The sequence below is a fragment of the Paenibacillus sp. Dod16 genome, assembly GCF_049893405.1.
GTDB lineage: Bacteria > Bacillota > Bacilli > Paenibacillales > Paenibacillaceae > Paenibacillus_AQ.
In genome coordinates this window covers 32,603-54,386 of sequence record NZ_JBNDYG010000030.1, presented here as the reverse complement: position 1 = coordinate 54,386, position 21,784 = coordinate 32,603, and the positions used below count along the sequence as shown (strand labels likewise).

General features: G+C 39.6%; 21 protein-coding genes and 1 pseudogene. 18 read left to right on the top strand and 4 right to left on the bottom strand.

Translation table 11 applies throughout. The features are described 5' to 3' along the window. Positions 1-91 precede the first annotated feature (91 nt). The 5 genes from ACPV3A_RS21535 to lgt all read left to right on the top strand — a co-directional run bounded on the left by ACPV3A_RS21535 (position 92) and on the right by lgt (position 4,023). Entirely contained in the window at positions 92-1,012 is a 921-nt protein-coding gene (locus ACPV3A_RS21535) for a WD40/YVTN/BNR-like repeat-containing protein (protein ID WP_036638515.1), read from the top strand. Between the two features lie 70 nt (positions 1,013-1,082). After that, a complete protein-coding gene (locus ACPV3A_RS21530; RefSeq protein WP_036638517.1) occupies positions 1,083-1,514 on the top strand; it encodes a BlaI/MecI/CopY family transcriptional regulator in 432 nt (143 codons plus the stop codon). Continuing rightward, a complete protein-coding gene (locus tag ACPV3A_RS21525; RefSeq protein WP_036638520.1) occupies positions 1,511-2,368 on the top strand; it encodes a M56 family metallopeptidase in 858 nt (285 codons plus the stop codon). Before ACPV3A_RS21530 ends, ACPV3A_RS21525 begins: the two co-directional genes overlap by 4 nt. A gap of 72 nt (positions 2,369-2,440) precedes the next feature. Beyond that, on the top strand, positions 2,441-3,178 hold the full coding sequence (locus ACPV3A_RS21520; RefSeq protein ID WP_036638521.1) for a sulfite exporter TauE/SafE family protein: 738 nt from the start codon (positions 2,441-2,443) through the stop codon (positions 3,176-3,178). 50 nt (positions 3,179-3,228) lie between these two features. Next, positions 3,229-4,023, top strand: a complete 795-nt coding sequence (lgt, locus tag ACPV3A_RS21515; protein ID WP_036638523.1) for a prolipoprotein diacylglyceryl transferase — start codon at positions 3,229-3,231, stop codon at positions 4,021-4,023. A 117-nt stretch (positions 4,024-4,140) separates the two neighbouring features. Here the strand turns inward: lgt and ACPV3A_RS21510 are convergent, their stop codons facing one another. Then, the gene (locus ACPV3A_RS21510; RefSeq protein ID WP_225595916.1) at positions 4,141-4,698 is read right to left on the bottom strand and encodes a C40 family peptidase; all 558 of its coding nucleotides are present in this window, start codon (positions 4,696-4,698) and stop codon (positions 4,141-4,143) included. 942 nt (positions 4,699-5,640) lie between these two features. Here ACPV3A_RS21510 and ACPV3A_RS21505 point away from each other — a divergent pair. From ACPV3A_RS21505 to ACPV3A_RS21480, 6 genes are all read left to right on the top strand, one after another. Next, on the top strand, positions 5,641-5,892 hold the full coding sequence (locus ACPV3A_RS21505) for a sensor histidine kinase (RefSeq protein ID WP_081742730.1): 252 nt from the start codon (positions 5,641-5,643) through the stop codon (positions 5,890-5,892). A gap of 164 nt (positions 5,893-6,056) precedes the next feature. Beyond that, positions 6,057-8,258: a hypothetical protein gene (locus ACPV3A_RS21500; RefSeq protein WP_051449136.1), complete on the top strand. Its 2,202-nt coding sequence runs from the start codon at positions 6,057-6,059 to the stop codon at positions 8,256-8,258. Between the two features lie 115 nt (positions 8,259-8,373). Next, positions 8,374-9,087 (top strand): cytochrome c biogenesis CcdA family protein, encoded by a 714-nt coding sequence (locus ACPV3A_RS21495; protein ID WP_036638535.1) that lies wholly within the window; start codon positions 8,374-8,376, stop codon positions 9,085-9,087. A gap of 15 nt (positions 9,088-9,102) precedes the next feature. Further along, positions 9,103-9,615, top strand: coding sequence for a TlpA family protein disulfide reductase (locus tag ACPV3A_RS21490; protein ID WP_036638536.1), 513 nt, complete (start codon positions 9,103-9,105; stop codon positions 9,613-9,615). Positions 9,616-9,637: 22 nt separating this feature from the next. Next, positions 9,638-10,483 carry a hypothetical protein gene (locus ACPV3A_RS21485; RefSeq protein ID WP_036638539.1) on the top strand — a complete coding sequence of 282 codons (846 nt, stop codon included), beginning with the start codon at positions 9,638-9,640 and terminating at the stop codon, positions 10,481-10,483. Positions 10,484-10,700: 217 nt separating this feature from the next. Beyond that, positions 10,701-11,888 carry a D-alanyl-D-alanine carboxypeptidase family protein gene (locus ACPV3A_RS21480; RefSeq protein ID WP_036638543.1) on the top strand — a complete coding sequence of 396 codons (1,188 nt, stop codon included), beginning with the start codon at positions 10,701-10,703 and terminating at the stop codon, positions 11,886-11,888. Positions 11,889-11,923: 35 nt separating this feature from the next. Here ACPV3A_RS21480 and spoIIP read toward each other — a convergent pair. Both spoIIP and ACPV3A_RS21470 read right to left on the bottom strand, forming a co-directional pair. Continuing rightward, positions 11,924-12,361: pseudogene (gene spoIIP, locus ACPV3A_RS21475) on the bottom strand (stage II sporulation protein P); the annotation flags it as partial. Continuing rightward, on the bottom strand, positions 12,325-12,825 hold the full coding sequence (locus ACPV3A_RS21470) for a stage II sporulation protein P (protein WP_076152822.1): 501 nt from the start codon (positions 12,823-12,825) through the stop codon (positions 12,325-12,327). The pseudogene spoIIP and the gene ACPV3A_RS21470, both read right to left, overlap by 37 nt. A gap of 253 nt (positions 12,826-13,078) precedes the next feature. Between ACPV3A_RS21470 and ACPV3A_RS21465 the strand changes: the two genes are divergently transcribed. The 4 genes from ACPV3A_RS21465 to ACPV3A_RS21450 all read left to right on the top strand — a co-directional run bounded on the left by ACPV3A_RS21465 (position 13,079) and on the right by ACPV3A_RS21450 (position 17,991). Next, a complete protein-coding gene (locus ACPV3A_RS21465; protein WP_036638545.1) occupies positions 13,079-14,530 on the top strand; it encodes a UDP-N-acetylmuramoyl-L-alanyl-D-glutamate--2,6-diaminopimelate ligase in 1,452 nt (483 codons plus the stop codon). A gap of 158 nt (positions 14,531-14,688) precedes the next feature. After that, entirely contained in the window at positions 14,689-15,471 is a 783-nt protein-coding gene (locus ACPV3A_RS21460) for a flagellar motor protein MotB (RefSeq protein WP_036638547.1), read from the top strand. Positions 15,472-15,822: 351 nt separating this feature from the next. Further along, the gene (locus ACPV3A_RS21455) at positions 15,823-17,271 is read left to right on the top strand and encodes an MFS transporter (RefSeq protein WP_036638549.1); all 1,449 of its coding nucleotides are present in this window, start codon (positions 15,823-15,825) and stop codon (positions 17,269-17,271) included. 144 nt (positions 17,272-17,415) lie between these two features. Continuing rightward, on the top strand, positions 17,416-17,991 hold the full coding sequence (locus ACPV3A_RS21450; RefSeq protein ID WP_036638551.1) for a YdhK family protein: 576 nt from the start codon (positions 17,416-17,418) through the stop codon (positions 17,989-17,991). 760 nt (positions 17,992-18,751) lie between these two features. Here ACPV3A_RS21450 and ACPV3A_RS21445 read toward each other — a convergent pair. After that, entirely contained in the window at positions 18,752-19,042 is a 291-nt protein-coding gene (locus ACPV3A_RS21445) for a hypothetical protein (protein ID WP_143767901.1), read from the bottom strand. 143 nt (positions 19,043-19,185) lie between these two features. Here ACPV3A_RS21445 and ACPV3A_RS21440 point away from each other — a divergent pair, with 143 nt between their 5' ends. The 3 genes from ACPV3A_RS21440 (at position 19,186) to ACPV3A_RS21430 (ending at position 21,623) form a co-directional block, all read left to right on the top strand. After that, the gene (locus ACPV3A_RS21440) at positions 19,186-19,416 is read left to right on the top strand and encodes an SHOCT domain-containing protein (protein WP_051449138.1); all 231 of its coding nucleotides are present in this window, start codon (positions 19,186-19,188) and stop codon (positions 19,414-19,416) included. A gap of 132 nt (positions 19,417-19,548) precedes the next feature. Next, a complete protein-coding gene (locus ACPV3A_RS21435) occupies positions 19,549-21,252 on the top strand; it encodes a multicopper oxidase family protein (protein WP_063477387.1) in 1,704 nt (567 codons plus the stop codon). Between the two features lie 146 nt (positions 21,253-21,398). Then, the gene (locus ACPV3A_RS21430; protein WP_036638557.1) at positions 21,399-21,623 is read left to right on the top strand and encodes a DUF2933 domain-containing protein; all 225 of its coding nucleotides are present in this window, start codon (positions 21,399-21,401) and stop codon (positions 21,621-21,623) included. Positions 21,624-21,784 lie beyond the last annotated feature (161 nt).

Below are 21,784 nucleotides of genomic sequence, written 5' to 3'. Positions count from 1 at the left end.
CTTAAATGGTCTGAGAGAATGAGGCTCACAAAATCTACACATTTACCAACTATAATAGGAGTTATTCTATACTCAAGTTAGGAGAATGATGATGACGGATAAGAAATCAAAGAAAAAAAGGAAGGGAATATCGTTAGGTATCGGATCATTATTTTCTGTGGTTATGATTGTCTTGATTGGTTTTGCTATTTGGGGAAATGTGAAAAAATCGAATGATACCACTCTTGATACACTGAATGCCGACTCTAACACTCATCCACATATATTTAGCTACTCGCCTAGTAATGATACGGTCTGGGTAGGGACACATACAGGTGTTTATGAGCTGAAAGACGATATATTTCAAAGAACACTCCCAGAACTCCGTACGAATGATATCATGGGGCTTGAAATTGATCCGTTTGATCCAACAAGGATATTTGTATCAGGACATGGATTTGTCAAACGTTCCGTTGATGGTGGGGAAACTTGGCAGACAATTGAAAACGGACTCCCTAATGCAGCAAAACCCGATGAGCCCGATGCCCATTATTTAACGATGGACCCGGATGATCCGAATCATCTATTTACATTGTTAGCAGGTGAGGGTGATAACCTGTATGAAACGAGGGATGGCGGGAACACGTGGACGAATGTAACAAGTTTACCTGCCGGTGCATATTCTATTACAATGATGACTGGATCGCCATCATCCATTTTGGCTGGAACGGAAACGGGACTTGTACGGTATGATATACAAAATGGAACTGTTCAAGAAAACAAACTGACCAATGATCCGGTTTATCAAGTCATAACTTTGCCTAACAAAGAAGTAGTTACTATGACGGAAAGCGGATTCCAAAAATCAATGGATTTGAAAACATGGACGGCGATGGACATAGAATTGAATGGGGAAATTCCACTTGGTATTAAAGCATCTAAACAAGACAGCAACCGTCTCGTTATTATAACAGATCGTTATTCTGTTTATGAAAGTAGTAACGGCGGAGAGAAATGGACAAGAACGAAATAAGTAATTCGCCTTCTACAATTGACAGTGCTACTAATTGTTACTACAATTTGTAGTTACAGAGGTGAGGAAATTGAAAATTAAAAAGTTTAACATGCATGAACAAGGTCTAAATCAATTCTTTGGTCCGCTGGAAGCGAAAATTATGGAAATTCTATGGGCATCAAAAAAAACAACGATTCGTGATGTACAAACCATTGTAAGTGAAGAAGAACCACTCTCATTTAATACCGTAATGACTGTTATGAATCGATTGATTGAGAAAGGACTGCTGAAAAAAACTTCCAAGGGTAGCGGTAGAGCAAGATTAACGTTTTTTGAACCTATACAAACCAAAGAACAATTCTTATCAGAACAAACTAAAGAGGTTACACAAGGACTAATCCGCGAATTTGGAGAGTTAGTTGTTGGTCATATGATCGATGCATTGGATGATGCAGATCCTAAATTAATCTCTAAACTTCAAGATAAACTGAACCAAATGAATCACGGGAGTTCATCATGAAATCGGCTGTGAAAACAAATCTGATTTTGTTAATCATGTTACTCACGGGCTCATTTGTGTTGATCCAAATGGGTTGGTATGTCGCGCATCAAGTACTAGGTGTGCCACTCAATTGGAATATAATACAATACTGCTTAACCGCTATACAGGAAGACACTTTGGGGCATGACATCATTAAAGTTTTATTTAATCTTGTCATTTTGTATACAGTGGTGCGATTAGTTGGCAGATCAGGTAGGCAATTATTCTTGACTTGGAAATGGATGCGGACGTTTAGAAATAATACGGATCATCAGCAAACGTTATACCTAAACAAGGTATACCAGGATTGGAATACAGAAATTATAGTTGTTAGAGATGACGCATTTATTGCTTTGGCAATGGGGATTTGGCATCCACGTATCGTTATTTCTACTGCAGTTATGAACCTGTTCAACGAAGAGGAAGTCAGGGCAATATTACTCCATGAATGGTATCACTGCAGGGGACGCGATCCGCTTCAAATGTTCCTGGTCGTTTTACTGACAGAGAGCATGGGGTATATTCCATTATTAAAAACATTGAGCAATCAGTTTGCAACTAGGAAGGAACTTCTTGCGGATCGTTTTGCTTTAAGACATATGAAATCGGAATATCACTTAGGTAATGTATTATTGAAGTTGTCCACTTTGGTAAATAATCGGCATATAACCGTAGCTGTGCCCTTTGCAAATACAGCAATAAATTACCGAATATTACAAGTGCTTCAGCCGGATCAACCGCTTCATATTCCCTTTTCCTACGGCAAGTCTCTTCTGTCAACCATTATTATTTTTGGCATCATGATTGGTTTGATATCGGGCGGATGTTCATGAGCCCTTTTTTTATTCTAAACACTACTACGTGTAGTTTTTACGGTAAGATTATTGCTGAGGTGATTTAAGGACGTGTATGAAATATTCAACTGGATAACCAACGTTGTTGCTAGTCCATTAACTGAGGTAGCGTACTCTTCGAATATAGCACTTCTTTCTGTTATGTTTTTGGGGTTTGTCGGTTCAGTGGCACCGTGTCAAATTTCAGCAAACATAGGTGCCATGATGTATTTTAGTAACCGCCAAGTTCAGCGAAGATTATCATGGATCGAAATCAGTATGTACTTGCTCGGGAAAATTTCAGTATTTAGTATATTGGGTGCTGTGTTTTGGCTATTTGGACAAAGTGTATCCCAAGATATGATTCCATTTTTCGTATTCGCACGTAAAATGTTAGGTCCACTGCTGATTATCATGGGGCTGTTCTTTTTAGGTTTGTTGAAATTACCGGGTAGTTTCGGCTTTCAATTATCTTCATATCTAAAAAATCTATCTGGACGTATCGGTGGGAAATGGGGGGCGTTTGTACTAGGAGCTTCCTTTTCCTTCGGTTTTTGTCCAACGATGGTTTGGCTGTTTTTCGGCTTAGTTATGCCGTTGGTATTTCAATCTTCTTATGGATTCATTCTACCTCCAATATTTGCAATAGGAACAGCGATGCCGTTTCTATTGTTTGTGGGATTAAGCATCGTACTGGGGTTCGATACAGCTATGATAAAAAAGTCGCGTCAATGGGGGAAATGGATGCAGAGAGTCGTAGGTGTGTTATTTCTATTATTAGGGGTCGCCGATACGATAACTTATTGGTAATAAGGTGACTACATGCTGTTATATATTTGAGATGAGAGGGAAATGATGAGATGAAGGTTATACTCTTTTCCATTGGCGGTATTGATATTCGTTCTTATGGCGTAATTGTAGCTTTTGCAATTTTACTTGCCATAGGAGTTGCTTATTACCTTTCGAGAGGGAGCGAGTACCAGAAGCATATTCCGAACTTAATGACCTATGTGATTTTTGGCGCAATTATAATGGCCAGAGTTTGGCACGTTTTCTTTTTTCAGTGGAACTATTACTCATCCAATCTAAGTGAAATATTTGCCATTTGGAATGGGGGAATATCAATTCAAGGAGCATTAGTGGGTGGTTTTATAGTGGCAGCTATCTATACTAGGATACATCGCCTTTCATTTTGGGAATTGGCGGATGTCCTGGCACCTGCAATTATTTTAGGACAAGCTATTGGCAGAGTTGCTTGCTTTCTTAATGGTGATGCTTTTGGTTCTCCGACAGGTTCAAACTTTGGGATTGTATACCCTCCAGGAACAATGGCATTTGATGTTTATGGTTCGCAGCCGCTTTGGCCAGCCGAGGTATGGGAAGGGCAGTGGGATCTGATTGTATTTGCCATTTTACTCATATTGAGAACGAGAACTTTGCCTAGAGGGGTATTGTTCCTTTGGTATAACATTCTTTACGCAGTTGGAAGATTTATGTTGGAATTTCTGCGTGGGGATTCCCTTCGCTACTTGCTGGACTGGACCGCGGGTCAATGGACTAGCGTTGTCGTTATCCTCGTAAGTATTGGTTTGATTCTGTATTTCTCATTTCAGAATAAACAGAAACAGCAGGAGATATTACTGCAAGATAAATAGGCGTGCCTTACACCATTACTTTTGGTGTTATCTCGGAGAAGGCTCTTGGAATTGGTATAGCTAATGGACCCAGTTATTCACTGGGTCCATTTTTAATTTAACTACAATTTGTAGTGTTTATTTCAAAAAACTTCCACCAAAGAGAAATCTCTTTTCCCAATGTGTGTTATCAATTGAATCGATTCGGACACCGCCGGATGTTTTAGAATAAGTATGCAAAATCTTTCCATTCCCGAGATATATTCCATTATGCGTAATACGTGCCTTACTTTTGTCAATACCTCTATAGCTCGAGTCTTTATTCCCCTTATAAGACATGAAAAACATGATATCCCCAGGTTTTAATCGTCTCCAATCCTTTGTTACAGTTCCATTTTGCTTGATATAGGCCCCTTGCGTTCTTGAATTTGCTGGGATTAATACACCGGATCCCTCCCAATAAGCTTGCCGAACAAAATCAGAACAATCAAAGGTATTTGTATTCGAGCGGCTAGAACCAAATTCATAGGGGGTACCTAAATATTTCATACCACTATTTATGACGTTTTGTCTGATTGAAGAAGAGTTGTCCTGCTGATATAAGGTCTTTTGAGGAGCAGCCAATACTTGTCCTTGCTCTGGGACAACTGAAAATGATAGAGCAGTCAACAACCCCAATGCGATGATTTTTTTCAAAATAATCCCTCCTGATCGTGATGATTAATGTCTTGCATCTCAAATCTATCACAACCCATGAAGGAGCATTGGATGGAATATTTACCATCCCTCTTGGGGTACACATTATTCAAATGAATTAGGCAAATACCTACTACACCGGACAAAAGTCATATGCATAAGCTGTATGAACAAAATATTAGGAGGCTCTAATGTTGAATCAGACTATGAAGCATCACACTGCCATGATGTTTCCTCGTGTACTCAAAATCGTACAAGAATGTGGGGCAATGTGTGAACATATGGTTTCTCATTTTCTTTGTATGCCTGACGCACGCTCTAGAATCCACCAAATCCAATTACTCCGTGATTGTGCCACTATTTGTGAAACGCTCTCTTGTTACATTGCTCGCCGTAGTGTTTTTGCAAAAGCAGCTGCTAATCTGTGTGCATATATTTGCGAGGCCTGCGGCAATGAATGTGCGAAGTTTGCTGATCAGGAATCCCAAATGTGCAGTCGAATGTGCTTGAAATGCGCTCAAGAATGCCGTACCTTCGCTGCATAAAAAAGATCAATAGGAGCTAAGATGGACTTATTTAGCATTGGAAGGTTACTGAAGTTCAGCAGGAAGTTGGCAAAGGCAGAGAGGCGACTGGCAAAGGCTCAGAGAAGGATAGCGAGAGTAGAGAGGCGGAGAGCAAAAGCAGAGCGACGGAAAGCAAGAACAGTAAGAAGAATTGCTAAACGAATACGGAAGGGGCTGCTTTAAGATCTAATATATATTTAAAAAACATATGTTACAAATTAAAAAACCCACAAAACTCCCAAACGATGTATTCCATCTGTAGGAGTTTGTGATTGTTCTATCTTCTACTCAGCTTTATTATCTACATTCGGATCGGAAGTGTAATTAGTTTGATAATCTGAATACTTATATTTCACCTCCGTTACCATGCCGGACGATGCGTGATGTTGGAATGGTTTGCATATCGATAGAGGATACAGGGCCAGGTATACCTGAAGATGAAATTCCTTGTTGGTTTGAGCGATTCTATCGTGTTGAAAAGTCCAGATCAAGGGAACATGGCGGGTCTGGACTCGGGCTCGCAATTGCCAAAAAAATAGTGGAGCTCCATAACGGCAAAATTCAAGTATTCAGTGAATATGGACAGGGCACAACATTTGAAGTTCATTTACAAAAATTCGAATCTTAAAAATAAAAAATGTAATTATTCATTAAGTGCCTATCGCTGACTGCGACAATGGCACTTTTTATTTTTAATATGTTAAATGATAAATGGACTAAGGCAGGTTTGAAATAAGAATGATGAGAGCAGACTGAATTACATATAAGAGATAAATTGGGAAGGGGATTTTCATGGTGATAAGGGATATTCAGAGGGATGCGATTCTAACATTCGCAGCTGCTTTCTCTTTCATCGTTTACGAAGTTTTTCTTTCTCGATTCTTTGCAGTTATCTCGGATAATAATTACGTGTTTTTAACCATTTCATTAGCTACGCTAGGTATTGGACTTGGTGGATTTATGGCCTATAAAACTGCCGGACGTGTTTACCAATTTCGCAATGTATGTCTCGGCTTGTTTGCACTTTTTCTAATCGTATCCGTCTTTGTCATGTATGTCTTTCCGTATCAAGGGATATGGTTTTATTCACCAGTCGCTCTGCTCCCTTTCTTTACTGGAGGTGCTTTACTCGCTGCCATTATGCAACAACATAAACAACAAATTCGCCTCATTTATTGTGCTGATTTGGCTGGCGCAGGGATTGGAGCCGTTTCATCCATCGTATTGATGAGTATATTCGATCCCATCACAACAATATCACTGTTAGCTGCCATATTGTTTGGAATAAGCGTTAGTATGGACTTTAATCGTTCGCGAACCCAGCGGAAATTCGTATATCTCTTGATTTTTACGCTTCTGCTTGTCAACACGGTCTTACCATTCTCACAATACATCCCCTTTCTGGCATTCGAAACGAGTCCATCAAATGTGTTCCAAGGAAACACGAAATCAAAAGTTATGTATACGGAATGGAATTCATTCTCTCGTACTGATGTATACGACGATGCAAACGGGGAGCTGTTATATATTACTATCGATGGGGGTGCTGTTTCTCCCATATCAAAATATACGGGGGACTTAGAGGAGGTAGACTATTTACGATCAACAACCAGTTTTCTTGCTTTTGAAGATATCTTAGATAAAAAACGGGCACTCATTATTGGAGCAGGCGGTGGCCAAGAGGTTTTAGCCGCCCAACTTGCAGGCTTTAAGGAAATTGAAGCGGTCGATATCAATCCTGGGAGCTTTCGAGCTGTACAGACAGTTTCTTCATTCTCGGGCGATGTATTTAATCAACCGGGGGTGAAAGCAATCGTTTCTGATGGAAGGAATTATATACGTCAAACACAAAATCAGTATGACTTGATCTATTTGTCCCTTGTAAAAAAAGAATCGGAGAATGGCTTAGGCCTTGCTTTGACTGAAAATTATATCTTCACAGAAGAAGCCATCCGAGAATATCTAAACAAGCTGAAGCCGGGGGGGAGGCTTGCATTTTTACTCCATGATGAGTCGGAGCTCATGAAGGTGTTGAACGCAGCAGAGGAATCACTACGATTTGAAGGGATTCATCATAATCAATTACAGAATCATCTGGCAGTGATTGGCACATATCAGCATCTTGGTCATGTCGTGTGGGGATTCAATGGGAGTCGTATTACCAGGCCGTTGGTGATTGTGACGAAAGCCCCCTTTACTTTAGAGTCCGCACAACATCTTAAAGTGGAAGCTGAAAAGAAACAACAGATACCTGTTCACATCCCAAAGATATATGATCGCTATGCTGATTTATATCGTACTTTTTCGATTTCACAAAACCAATTACTTTCTAATCGTGACGATATGCCCTACTTTTACAATAAGGCAAATGGGGTTCCTGTCCAACTTGTCATTCTTACGATAGGTACGATATTGATTACTTTAATATTAGCTGTAAGAACAAAGTACTCATTAGGTCGTACCGCGTACTTTTCTGGGTTGGGGATCGGATTTATTGTGATTGAAACAACACTTATACAGAGGTTAATCCTACCGTTAGGACATCCAACGTTATCTTTTGTATTGGTGCTTGGTGTATTGTTAGTTTCTGGTGGTGTTGGCAGCCTGTTTTTTGGTAAATGGTTTTCTTTCGACAAGAATAGATACACGCCTTTGTTGTGGATTTGTGTTTTAACATTGTGTGTGAATGGAGTTATATCATGGTATAACGAACAATCATTTTCTTTATCTTTAACCTATCGGGTTATAGCAGCGGGGCTAATACTCATCCCATTAGGTTTATTTATGGGTATGCCGTTTCCGTTTGGTTTGACGAAGACTCCTGAGCGGAAGATAGCATTAAGTTGGGCAATTAATGGTCTGATGACCGTCACTGGTTCGCTTCTTGCCACCATGATCTCTTTAACCCTAGGCTTTACTGCTGCTATGACGATAGGAGCTCTGTTATACGGGTTGTTATATATTTTGCAACCGAAATTAAATTTAAGTAAGTAATATAAAAAATTCCGCTATTAATTTTTCATTGGAATTGACATCGTCTATTCTTTGATACTACAATACGTAGTGTAAGTCTAATCACTACTTACTGTAGTTTAAGGAGAAAAGTAGCATGTTCAACGCTGATTTAACGGTCTGGATTGTTTTTGCAGCAGGATTTCTGTCATTTATCTCACCATGCTGCCTTCCGCTGTACCCCTCGTATTTATCTTATATAACAGGGGTATCCGTGAAAGATTTACAGGAAGGCAGAGGGGCTTTTCGAACAAGAACATTGTTTCATACTGTTTTTTTTATTTTTGGGTTTTCTATTATATTTTTCGCTCTAGGTCTGTCTGCTAGTTTCATAGGAAATCTGTTTACTGGTAATCAAGAGTTAATTCGCAAAATAGGCGGTGTGATGATTGTTGTGATGGGTTTGATGATGGTGGGGTTATTTAAACCTTCAATCCTAATGAAAGATTTGCGATTTGAATGGAATAAAAGGCCTGTCGGTTATCTGGGTTCCGTATTAGTCGGAGTTACATATGCGGCAGGGTGGACACCCTGTGTTGGCCCTATACTCACAGCGGTGTTAGCTTTAGGTTTTACCAATCCCTCTGAGGCGTTGATATATACCTTTTCTTACACTTTAGGCTTCGCTATTCCGTTTTTTATCATGGCCTTCTTCCTTGGGCGAACGAAATGGATCCTAAAACATTCTAATCGACTCATGAAAATCGGAGGAGCATTAATGGTGTTGACAGGTGTCTTGCTCTATACGGATCAAATGACAAAAATCACTATTTTTTTCATTGAATTATACGGTGGATTTACTGGTTTTTAAGGGGGCGAGTTTGTAGTGAAAAAACAATGGTGGATACTTTCGACAATTATTGTTCTCGCTATCATCGCTATTATACAATCGACGTCTGTAAGAACAGAAGAACTGCCCAAAACGGGTTATCAAGCCCCGAACTTTTCACTACAAGCACTTGATGGACAGACTTATTCACTCCAAAGTTTGAACGGCAAACCTGTCGTAATTAATTTTTGGGCTTCGTGGTGCGGCCCATGCAAAATTGAGGCACCTGAATTGGTACGGCTCTACGATAAATATAAAGCTCGTATAGAAATCTATGCGGTGAATGTAACAGCTAGTGATTCAATTGAAGGGGCTAAAGCTTTTGCACAAGATTTTGGTTTTCAGTTTCCCGTTCTGATTGATGAAAAAGGTGAAGTAGCTCAAAAATATGCGATTCGCCCCATACCAACTACGTTATTTGTCAATAGTGAAGGCATTATTATCGAACAGGTCATTGGTTTGGTTGATCCACAAACCATGGAATCCAAGTTTCGGCGGTTGTTACCTTAGGGCATAATAGGGGGATGATATTTTGCAGTTTGGCCCGTTTGTAATCAGGATAGATTGGTTGACAATAGCGGTGTCTGGATTCGCTGGATTTATAGCCATGCAATGGTTGTGTAAACGATACGGTAATCGAGATCAGCCAATACTAGACCCCGTTGCCAATGCTTTGTTATGGATATTGATCATATGGAAATTTAGCCCGCTGGTTAGTACACCATCATTGTTGAGTAACCATCCGCTTCTTTGGTTGACGATGCCCGGAACCATGATGGGATGGTGGGTCGGTTTGATAGTTGGTTCGATTTATTTATACCGTGCCTGGTATCGTCTTGAAGTTTCTTGGTGGTTAATTGGCGATTTGTTCACCTTTGGAGGGGGGGTTATGTATGTAACATACAGCATGCTTGCTTGGCAATACGGAAGTCTGACAACCCTTCCATGGGGAATTTCAATTCATAATCCTGAATTCCATTATCACCCAATCAACGTATACCGGTTAATCATTCTTTTACCGATGCTAGTCTGGATCTGGAAAAACGCTGGGCTTATTGGAAGCGGTAAGTGGCTAACAACTGCGTTAAAATTTCCCGTGATGGGTCTAATGATTGTGTCATTATTTGATTCAAAACCCAAATGGCTTATCCCGTTATCCTTCGAACAAATGGTGTATCTCATATTAATGTTGTTAGGAATTGGATTATCATTACGTAATGCTAGAAGAGATCAGACAAATCTATCGAGTGAAACGATTATAGAGGAGGGACAAAATGAAGTATCAGGGATATTACAATCTCATTCAAGAAATCTTGATATTGACCCGATCAGACCTAAAGATTCGAGGAAAGAAAAAGGGTCATTTTTATCAGATTAGACAAGATGCAATTGCATTCATTCATACAGATTGGTTTGATTCATTGTGTTATTCAGTGAATTTGGAGCCTGATGCGGTGCGTGTATCATTTCTTGATGATACCATTCAACACTCGAGAAAATATAGGGCAACTAACAATTTGTAGAGAAAATAACCATCCATAATTTATACACATTTTTAGAATGCATTATTGCCTTCAGAAAAGGATACGGCATCTATGAAAAAATTCTACAAGGCTTTTCTAATCCTATTCACTTTGCAGTTCAGTCTTCAGAATCTGACATTTGCAATGGAAGATAAGGATCACTTTTCACTCAATAGCGAGGCAGCTATATTGATTGACGGAACAACAGGTTCCATTTTGTTTCATAAAGAAAGTGATCGTTTGATGTATCCAGCAAGTATCACAAAAATTGTAACAGGAATCATTGCGATTGAAGAAGGGAATTTAGACGACATTGTAACCGTCAGCAAAGCGGCTAGATCTATCGATGGTACTAGGGTTTATTTACTTGAGGGTGAACGGGTTCCTCTGTTGAAGCTGGTACAAGGGCTTCTTATTAATTCAGGTAATGATGCGGCTACAGCGGTTGCGGAGTACTTTGATGAAAGTGAAGCCCAGTTTGCTGAACGAATGAATGAATTTGTGAGTGAAACGATTGGTGTTAAAAACACGACCTTTCAGAACCCGCACGGGCTATTTGATCAAAAGCACCAAACAACCGCTTATGATATGGCAAGGATTACACAATATGCAATGAAAAATCCTTTGTTTCGATCCATAGTAAGTACAAAGGAAATGGAATGGGTTGGAGAAGGTTGGGAAACGACTCTCTATAATCATAACAAGCTTCTTTGGCGTTACGAGGGAACGACGGGTGTGAAAAATGGATTCGTAGATCAATCCGGCTATACATTGGTTGCTTCTGCAAAGAGAGGAAGCTCAGAATGGATCGCTGTAACGTTAAAATCGGATTCATCAGAACTAGCTTATAGTGATATGGTAAATTTATTTGATTATGGATTCGAACATTATGAAACCTACTCGATCTCGGTAGATGCAACATCCTTCCAAAGTTATAAAGATCGGTTTGTAATCCCCAAGACATTGGTGTTTACAGGCACAAAAGACATAGATTTTAAAGTTGAGATCGATCAATCTGACGGTCAGATCGTTGTTATTGATTCAGCTGGGCAAATTATATATAAGGAAAAATTGGTACCTATCGTTCAAAGCCTTCAAAAAACTACAACAACAACCGATCAAGTTATAAAAACAGAAAGTGAGTCCTATCGTACATCAATACCTAAAATCATTATCTTGGCAGTAACCACGTTGTTCACGCTACTGCTTATTAGAAAACAATGGATAAAGAAAAAGCGACGATATTTGAGTAATGATTGAAAAATCGAATATTTTCGCTTAATTCGTTGATCAAATCATGTATTAATTAAATCGTTATCTTCTAACCAGATCTCCTGAATAACTTCAGCTAGTACAGTTATGGTACGATAACTTTCTTCAAGATTATTTTCGACTCCTCCGATCTCTATAAGTGCACTATTGGTCGATAGGGCTTGGTTGTAATCACCATCTCCACTGGCGGAGTCTTTTGTATATATTCCTTTTGAAAGATCAGGTACTTTATCATTTAGTCCCTTTTGAATGCGTTCATCGAATTTCATATTCTTTTCCCAATTCGGATTATTTGTTCCAACAACAAAATACACTTGAGCATAATTCAAGTTATTATGTTGAACGGTGGTTTTATCTCGTCCCTGTGAGTCACGATGGATATCAATCAGATACTCAATATTATCATGCATGGTACGTTCCTGTTTTATTGTATTCTTTGAATAGGTGTAGGAATAGGCATAATTAAAACTGTCGACAAATGAAGGATAATCTTTTTTGAATGAAAAACAGGGATGTCATACGATTTCATTTTTTTTATTAGATAATCACCTAATAAGGTAACATTTGTTTTAGAGTCAAAGGCTTCATTTGCTGTTTGGACATTGCTTAATTCGGGTAACCATGATTCACGATTGTGCGAATGATAGATGAGGATTTGAGGCATAGAACGTTTGGCTTTTACTTTTTTCTTTAAAGGATTCGTTTGTGCCTCGGTTGATGTTTTTTCTTTATTTTTTAATGGTGCCGGTTGTTTTGATTTGTGCTTTGAAGATTCTGTTGTTAAGGGGGAACCTAGAGAGGTTACTTTAACAAATTGTACCGGTTGGGGATCCGATTTCGTTATTATTTGAGGTGAAGCGAATTTCGTGTGATATATGTGAACTCCTATCGTTGTATAGAAAGTTAACGAAAAAAACCAATCCAAATACTTTGATATATTTGCGTTTATTACTCATGAATTATCCCTCCTGGATCTCTCTGAATCTAGCGTTCATTTACTAGTAGATTATGAGTGGAGTAGGAGAAGTAGAACCAATAGATAGAATTAGTGATAAGAATAACATCGATAATTAGGGTAAGAATTCCTATAAGATTGAAAAAGGCACACTTAAAACACTACAATTTGTAGTTTGTGTGGATCAATCAAATTTGATAACTAACATGCCAAAGGAGCTCACATGAATCTACACACAGCTTTGAAACCATTTGTGCAGGATTATACGACAATGGCAAACATGAACATTACAGGTGTTCAATTTCATTCGGGTAAGATACAACAGGGGGATGTATTTGTGGCCATCAACGGGACCAAAGAAGATGGTCATCATTATATCCAAAGTGCGATAAAGGCGGGTGCTTCAGCCGTTGTTGGTGAATATGAAATAACGGACTTACCTGTTCCATATTATCGTGTTTCAAATACACGGAGGGCCTTAGCTGCTCTTGTTGGTCACTTATACGATTTCCCTTCTCAGCATCATGTAATGATCGGTATTACAGGTACAAACGGCAAAACCACCACTGCCCATATGCTTAAGCATATATTGGAATTTGCTGGCGTTACATGTACGCTCTTAGGCACTGTATTTCAAGAAATTAATGGACAAAAGGTGATATCGACACAAACAACACCAGATTCACTACAACTGAATAAATGGTTGAATCAAAGCGATGACCAAGTGGTCATCATGGAAGTATCTTCACATGGAATTGATCAGGAGCGTATAGCCTTCATCGAATATGATTATGCGGTATTTACGAACCTTAGTCATGATCACTTAGACTATCATAAGACTCTTGAAGATTACTTTGGAACTAAAGCTCGTTTATTTACTCAAATAAAGCAGAGCGGAGAATCCATTATATCGAGTCACAATGATTGGGGTAAAAGGCTTATTGATCTTCTGGCTACTCAAAAAATGAGAGTACATACCTTTGGAAAAAGTGGTAACGACGATGTGCAGCTCACTAATATTGAATCAGAATTCCCTTTGACGTTTGAATTGAAACAAAGAGGTACGCACTATAGACTGGTTTTACCCATCCCAGGAATATACAATGCTTGGAACGCCGTAGCTGCTTGGTTAACAGCAAGTCGAATGGGGGTCGAGCCTGAAGTCATACAAAAGGCACTCTGTACATTCGCTGGTGTTCCTGGGCGCTTTGAAATTTTTAAACATCCTTCAGGGGCAGAACTTATAGTTGACTATGCCCACACTCCTGACGGATTTCTCCAATTCCTCAGAACGATACATTCGCGTACAAATAACAGAGTCATTCACATTTTCGGTTTTCGAGGGAATGGAGATCCAACAAAAAGAAAGGAGATGATCCGGATTTCTGTTGAAAACAACGATATGATTGTTTTAACTCTAGATGATTTAAAGGGTGCAAATAAAAAAGAAATGTTGATGGAAATGAGAAGTTTAGTTAGTAATTACGGGAAAAGTAAATGCTTAATCATTGACGATCGTACGGAGGCGATCGAATATGTTTGGAAAAAAGCCAAGAAAGATGATGTTGTTATAATTACCGGTAAGGGGCGAGAGTGTTATGAACAAAGATTCGCAATACCAAGTAAATCTGATATTGAAACGATTGAATATTTGTTAAAATCCACTGCCCCCTGATGATTCTATATAAATGCCATAGAACTATGAAAATACGGGGAATTTGAACTCAATAGCACTATAATTCATAGTGTTATTGAGTTTTGTGTTGTCATAACCCGCTAATCTTACTATGTAATTTCATAGCTAATACCAATTTGTAGATGGGAGGAACAAACTTGATTAAAAAAAAACGCTATAATGAACACGAGGAACATGTTAATGAAGGTTGGTTGATTCCTTATGCCGATTTGTTAACCTTGTTGCTAGCACTATTTATTGTGTTGTATGCAATGAGTTCAATAGATGCGAAGAAATATGAAGAGATGAGTAAAGCATTCAGTACATATTTTAGTTCTGGTTCGGGGGTATTGTCACAGTCTGGAATTATAGAATCTGATATGAGAATGGATAGTACAGTAAACGTTAAGCAAACTATCGATAGAAGTATTACCAAGCAAATAAACACATTAGTCAATTTAGAGCAGATAGATCTTGAAAAGATACAGAAGAAGATCGATTCATTCATACAAACAAGTGGTTTTGAAACTAAGATTCGAACGAGTTTGACTAAAACGGAATTAACTATAATGATTAGTGATACTACATTGTATAATTCTGGTGAATCTGTTATAAAACCTGAATCACGGGCCATTGTTATGGCTATATCCATGATTTTAGAAGAAACTGAAGATTATAATATAATCGTCGCAGGACATACCGATAATGTGCCGATTAGTAATAGCGAATTTGATTCAAATTGGGAATTAAGTCAGAAGCGAGCGCTTCGATTCATGGATATTTTGCTTCAAAATAATAAAATGGATCCGGAAAGATTTCAGATTGTTGGCTTTGGAGAATTTCGTCCAAAAACCACAAACACTACCTCTGAGGGGAGGGCAATGAATCGGCGTGTGGAGGTATCCCTTGTACGAAGATTCGTTATAGATAAACAACTTTAATTTCTATTGATCAAAGAAGGCTAGAATGGCCTTATGTTTTAAATAATGGTACCGTAAAAAAATTCATTTAGACCAAAGCTAAATCTATAACACTAATTTAAACGCTCAAGATATTAAAAATCTGAGCGTTTTTGTTATTTGCTGTGAAACCGTTTGATTATGAGCAGGGAATCAAAGTCAAATAAAAAATAAAAATATGTTGACAATATAGGGTAGGGGGCTATACTATAAAAGCAGTCAATCTCCGGTAAATTATGGCATATAATTAACTTCACTTTTTGACGGCCGTCGAAAGCGTTAATTTTGGATTGATGAAATCCGGAGATATGTAGCTAAAGGAGGATAAAACAAATGTCTAAACAAGGACAGAGTCTTTCGCAAGCAGATCCAAGACGATGGATGGCACTAGCATTATTATGTCTTGCGAATTTTATGGTGATTATGGATACTTCGATTATCGGAGTTGCGTTACCGGCAATTCAAGAAGCGCTAGGATATACACAGGAAAGTTTACAGTGGGTATTTAATGCCTATGTAATATTCTTCGGAGGGTTATTACTACTAGGTGGTCGTTTATCCGACCTCTTTGGACAAAGACGCATGTTCATGTGGGGATTTTTGATTCTTACATTAGCATCTTTACTTGCGGGCTTTGCTTGGAACGATGATTCACTAAACATCGGTCGTGCACTGCAAGGATTCGGTTCCGCGTTAATAGCACCTTCGGCTCTCACCATTGTGATGATGCTTTTTAGCGGTAATCCTAAGGAATTGGGCAAGGCACTGGGCTTCTGGGGAGCTTCCGCAGCTGCTGGAGGATCCGCTGGTGTATTTTTGGGTGGTGTTATTACAGAGTGGCTGAGTTGGCAATGGACATTTCTAATTAACGTACCAGTTGGTATCCTTGCATTAATTTTATCTCCCGGTCTTCTAGCGAAAGGTACACGAAGAAAAGGAAGTATTGACATTGCAGGCTCCATCTCTGTAACAGCATCTTTGGTTCTGATCGTGTATGGAATTGTAACTGCAGAACATAATGGATGGGGTGCACCAATCACCATATGGACCCTTATCGCTGGGCTGATATTGTTCGTTCTTTTTCTAATCATTCAGTTAAACAAAAAGGAACCACTGGTTCCGCTTGGAATCTTTAAAGCACCAAACCTGGCTGCTGGCAATATTGCGCTTATCATGCTGTCAGGTGGTTGGATTCCATTATGGTACTTCCTGAACTTGTACATGCAGCAAATATTAAAGTTTTCCGCTTTCGCGGGTGGGGTTGGACTGCTTCCGATGACCATTTTGATTGCCATCTTCATGATCGTTATTACAGGCAAGTTGATTGGGAAATTTGGTATAAAAGCAAACATTGTGATTGGGTTGACGGCCCTTGGCGGTTCGATGCTCATGTTCTCAAGTAATACGCCTGTAGACGGCAGTTTCCTTATCAATGTACTTCCAGCTTCGCTTTTGGGTGCTCTCGGGATGTCTCTAGCCTACATTCCTTCTATGATGGCCGCGATGTCGGGAGCGAAGCCAGAAGAAGCCGGTCTTGCATCCGGCCTAGCGAATACAAGCTATCAGATAGGTTCTGCTATTAGCCTAGCAATCATGGTTGCCATTGCCGCATCAGCTACTTCTTCCACGACGGGTGCCAACCCTGTAGAAGCACTAAATGATGGTTTTCAACAAGCATTCTTTTGGTCAGGTATGGTTGCTTTTGCGGGTGCGATATTAGCTTTGATGTTTATCCGCTCGCCTAAACAGGCGGATTCGTCGAACGTACCGAAAGCTATGTAATTGTTGCTCTAACTGATCTCGATAATGAATATATTTTTTACAGAGAGGGTAAACCAATAATAATGTCACTGTTAAGGTTAAGGATATATTTTCAATGACTTTGTACTAAACAGGGCAAAATTCTTTACATGAAGGGAGTTAATTATGTTGAAGAAGAGAATTAGACCAATGGCTGTATTATTAATATTCATGTCCCTTTTATTAGTATTGGGGGCCTGCGGCAACGCTAATAATAATGACCCCGAAAGTCCAGATAATGCGGGGGAAATGGATCATGGTAACATGGAACACACTGGCTCTGGAGAAGTGCCTAAAGGTTTGAAAGAAGCAAAGAATCCAACCTATGGAATCGGAACACAAGCGATTATTGAATCAGATCACATGGCTGGTATGAAAGGGGCAACGGCAAAGATTGTGGGAGCATATGATACCACGGTGTACACTATTTCTTATACACCAACGAATGGTGGTGAAGTAGTGAAGAATCACAAATGGGTCATCCATGAAGAATTACAAAATGCAGGCGAGGCTCCATTAAAACCAGGAACTGAAGTGGTTGTAAATGCAGATCATATGGAGGGTATGAAAGGAGCAACGGCTGAAATTGATTCGGCTGAGAAAACGACAGTATATATGGTGGATTTCACTCCTACTACCGGTGGAGAAGAAGTTAAAAATCATCAATGGGTAACAGAAAGTGAGCTATCCCCTGTTAAATAATGTTAAACATAAGGAGAGCTTAATCATAATTGATTGAGCTCTCTTTTATTGCTGATTTTATTTCGATGATTTATTTCTTTCTCGATATTCGAAAGTGATATAGAGGGTTCCTTAGTACAGGTCATTCAAACATATCTTTTATGCCTAATTTTAACTACTAGTTCTCCGCCGAAGGACACTTAAGATGATAAGTAAGAGCGCAATAATTCCAATAAATGCGGACAAAATGCATCTACCTCCTACAATAATCCATATTTCAAAGACTTCTCCTTTTAAAGATGAAGCATTTGAACGAATCAAGGATAATAATTCATATGATTACTTTTCATTTCAGTTAACACTACGGTATGTCAATGTAGCATATTCTGCTCTTTCTTGAATGTGCGGAAAATCAGCAAAATCAAGTTGGGGTGGAACATACGCCATGCCCACTATGGGTGAACTGCTGCTTTTTCTGCCGTGGCTGTTCACGGTGTCATTGCTAAAGAGGTATACATAATGGATGAAGAGAACGATCCTCGCCTATGTTTGAAGAATATGTCGGAGGACAAGAACATATATGGATATGAAGTCGCGGAAGTGGCTTTTTTGTGGGGCTCGTCACTTACAGTCAAAGCAGCAAAAATCCGGGGCTAATTAAAATTAGTCCCGGAAAGGGTTGAGGGCTGCGGGTCGGTGAGTAGTGTCATACCATTTATCATTAAGGCGTAAGATACAGTCAAAGAGACGCGTTCTAGGTATATCCTTCTGAATCCTTTCGTTAAGATTTACCTTTCATCATTTCTTCCATTCGTCTACATCTTTCTTCAATACTGTCTACGGTACGTTTAATTTCATTTGTCGTCATCATATGCTGCTTCATCATGTTCATCATTTCCTTCATAGGTTCAGACATCATCATATTTTCTGCTGCCATCATCTCCTGACGCATGGGTGGTACGGATCGAGACGGCGGATAATACCAGGTATTGGGATACACATAATACACTTTTCTGATCTCTCCTTTTTTGATTTCTTCACCATTGTATGACCACGACAAGGCAAATGCCATTGATGAAAAAGCCCAATCTAGGAAAAACCATTCATGTAAAAAAATTCAGTGCCTCCCTGGAGTAAGGACATTGATGGGGCTTTTGTGGAAATACTGAACTTTGTAAACCATGCAAGGAAATTTTTTTCGAGGTGAAAAATAACATGATGATAAATATGAATAACTCGTTCATGATGATGTGTATGTTGCTCATGTTTTTAGGTGTGCTTATACTGATTGTTGCAGTAGGCGTGGCGGTTTATTGGGTAGTTGCTTCACTGACAAGAAATAACAGGACGAAGAACTACCCCATAATGATCCTAGCGGAGCGGTATGCAAAAGGTGAAATCACGGAAGAAGAATTTAAACAACGAAAAACGATCATCGAAGAGTAGACATCAACAGACCAGCTGATAAACCATCCAGCTGGTCTTTTCATTATTTCTAATTTCAAAAAGTTTTTCTTCATAAATTCAACACAAATTTTAGATATATTGATGAAGAGAAAAATCAAAAGGAGGTTCATGATGAAGGGTAAACTAAAATTATTCCTCGCTGTTGGTGCAATTAGTGTCATCGTGGCGGGTTGTGCAAATGCAAATAGTCAAAATGGGATGAAAGGTACAGATCAACCCAAGATGAACATGGGGGATTCTCAACAAAATACGAGTCAAAACAAAGAGCAGTCAGGGGACATGAAATTGACGCAAGCGACTCCTGTTGCAGATGGGAAGGAATTTACGATTACCGCACAAGCGAGCAACTTGAAAGTATCGGATGATGTGACCTTGCCTGTTTGGACGTTTAACAATTCGGTACCTGGCCCACAGATTCGTGTGAAGGTTGGGGACACCGTAAAAGTTAAATTGAAGAATGAATTGGAGGAGCCTGTTTCAATACACTGGCATGGCTACCCGGTTCCAAATAATATGGACGGTATTCCAGGCGTAACGCAAGATGCAGTGGCTGCAGGTAAGGAATTCACATATGAATTTAAAGCAACGGTCCCAGGAACCTACTGGTATCATTCGCACCAAGATAGCGTAAATCAGCTGGATAAGGGCTTGTATGGTACGTTAATCGTGGAAGATCCCAGCGAGAGTTATGACCGTGATTATACGATTGTACTCGATGAATGGATGAGCTCAGGTGAGATGGATATGAGCAACAACGAAGACATGGAAGGTATGGATCATAGCCAAATGGATATGGGCGATACGAGCAACAATGAAGACATGCAGGGAATGGATCACAGTCAGATGGATATGGGCAATACGAGCAACAATGAAGACATGGAGGGGATGGATCACAGCCAAATGGACATGGGCGATACCAGCAACATGACAGAGATGGCTGGGCATGATATGAGCATGTATGATGTGTATACCATGAATGGGAAAACAGGTGATGCAATCGACAAGCTCACCGTAAAGAAAGGGGATAAAGTCCGTATTCGATTGGTCAATGCGGGTTACATTACGCACACGATACATTTACATGGGCATGAGTTCAAAGTCATTGCATCTGATGGACAGCCTGTTAATAGTCCAGCCGTGATCACCGATCAAGGCATTGCAATCGCGCCTGGCGAACGCTATGATCTCGAATTTACTGCTAATAACCCAGGATCATGGCTATTAGAAGAACATGGAAAAGAGGACCGCGTGAAGAACATGCGTGCAGTCATTGAGTATGAAGGAGTACCCGACAGACCCGACGCTTCGAACGCAAACGAAGAGCTGCCGACCTTTGATCTAACCAAATACGGTCAGCAAGCAAGAACCAATTTTTCTTTGGATCAGAAATTTGATCAAGACGTGAAGCTAGATCTGAACACGGAAATGAAAGCCGGAGAAATGGTTTACACCATTAATGGAAAGCTATTTCCTGATACCGATCCAATTAAAGTAGATAAAGGGGATAAGGTGAAAGTAACCTTCGTGAATAACTCGAAGACCGATGATCATCCGATGCACTTGCACGGGCACTTCTTCCAAGTGTTAAGCAAGAACGGAAAACCGCTCGAAGGAACACCAGTTATCAAAGACACGCTGAATGTAAAGCCTGGCGAAGAATATGTGGTCGCATTTGAAGCCGATAATCCTGGGGATTGGATGTTCCACTGCCATGATCTGCATCATGCGTCCGCAGGTATGGTTACGGACGTCATGTACAATGGATACAATAGCAATTACACACCTGACCCTACCGTAGGAAATAAGCCTGAATAATCAATAAAACTCCTGCATCGATCAGCCGTTGTAGGAGTTTTTTTTGATTTGATTCATGGTCACATCAATCCTCCATCATTTCAACACGATTTCCACACATTCTTCTTCTACAATAGAGTTACATCACCAGATAGGAGGAGTTAGAGATGGACTGGACATGGTTATTGGTATTGGTTTGCCCGATCATGATGATCTTGATGATGTTGGGTATGCGTGGTGGTCACGGTAACGGGCATGAAAAACAAGGACATGGGACGAGTGAAGAAACTCAAAGAATGCAGAAAGAACTGGACGAGTTAAAGGCCCAAAACGAAAAAATGCGAAATGATCTTCAGAATGTAACCAAGTCATACCATTTAAAGGAGGAATGAATGTTGAGTTGTTGTGGAGGGCATCATCAAGAAAACAGCCATCAGTCTCAATCTTCTTATCATGCTTCAAAGTGGCATCATTGGATCATGACATTATGCTGCGCGTTGCCGATTGTAGTCGTCGTTCTCATGGTCTTGATTCGTGCCTTTCAAGGAGAACC

Bases quoted from the DNA above. Each gene is read 5' to 3' on its own strand.
- ACPV3A_RS21535 (WP_036638515.1), top strand. From the start codon at position 92: ATGACGGATAAGAAATCAAAGAAAAAAAGGAAGGGAATATCGTTAGGT.
- ACPV3A_RS21525 (WP_036638520.1), top strand. From the start codon at position 1,511: ATGAAATCGGCTGTGAAAACAAATCTGATTTTGTTAATCATGTTACTC.
- lgt (WP_036638523.1), top strand. From the start codon at position 3,229: ATGAAGGTTATACTCTTTTCCATTGGCGGTATTGATATTCGTTCTTAT.
- ACPV3A_RS21505 (WP_081742730.1), top strand. From the start codon at position 5,641: ATGCGTGATGTTGGAATGGTTTGCATATCGATAGAGGATACAGGGCCA.
- ACPV3A_RS21500 (WP_051449136.1), top strand. From the start codon at position 6,057: ATGGTGATAAGGGATATTCAGAGGGATGCGATTCTAACATTCGCAGCT.
- ACPV3A_RS21495 (WP_036638535.1), top strand. From the start codon at position 8,374: ATGTTCAACGCTGATTTAACGGTCTGGATTGTTTTTGCAGCAGGATTT.
- ACPV3A_RS21480 (WP_036638543.1), top strand. From the start codon at position 10,701: ATGAAAAAATTCTACAAGGCTTTTCTAATCCTATTCACTTTGCAGTTC.
- ACPV3A_RS21465 (WP_036638545.1), top strand. From the start codon at position 13,079: ATGAATCTACACACAGCTTTGAAACCATTTGTGCAGGATTATACGACA.
- ACPV3A_RS21455 (WP_036638549.1), top strand. From the start codon at position 15,823: ATGTCTAAACAAGGACAGAGTCTTTCGCAAGCAGATCCAAGACGATGG.
- ACPV3A_RS21450 (WP_036638551.1), top strand. From the start codon at position 17,416: ATGTTGAAGAAGAGAATTAGACCAATGGCTGTATTATTAATATTCATG.
- ACPV3A_RS21445 (WP_143767901.1), bottom strand. From the start codon at position 19,042: ATGGCATTTGCCTTGTCGTGGTCATACAATGGTGAAGAAATCAAAAAA.
- ACPV3A_RS21440 (WP_051449138.1), top strand. From the start codon at position 19,186: ATGATGATAAATATGAATAACTCGTTCATGATGATGTGTATGTTGCTC.
- ACPV3A_RS21435 (WP_063477387.1), top strand. From the start codon at position 19,549: ATGAAGGGTAAACTAAAATTATTCCTCGCTGTTGGTGCAATTAGTGTC.
- ACPV3A_RS21430 (WP_036638557.1), top strand. From the start codon at position 21,399: ATGGACTGGACATGGTTATTGGTATTGGTTTGCCCGATCATGATGATC.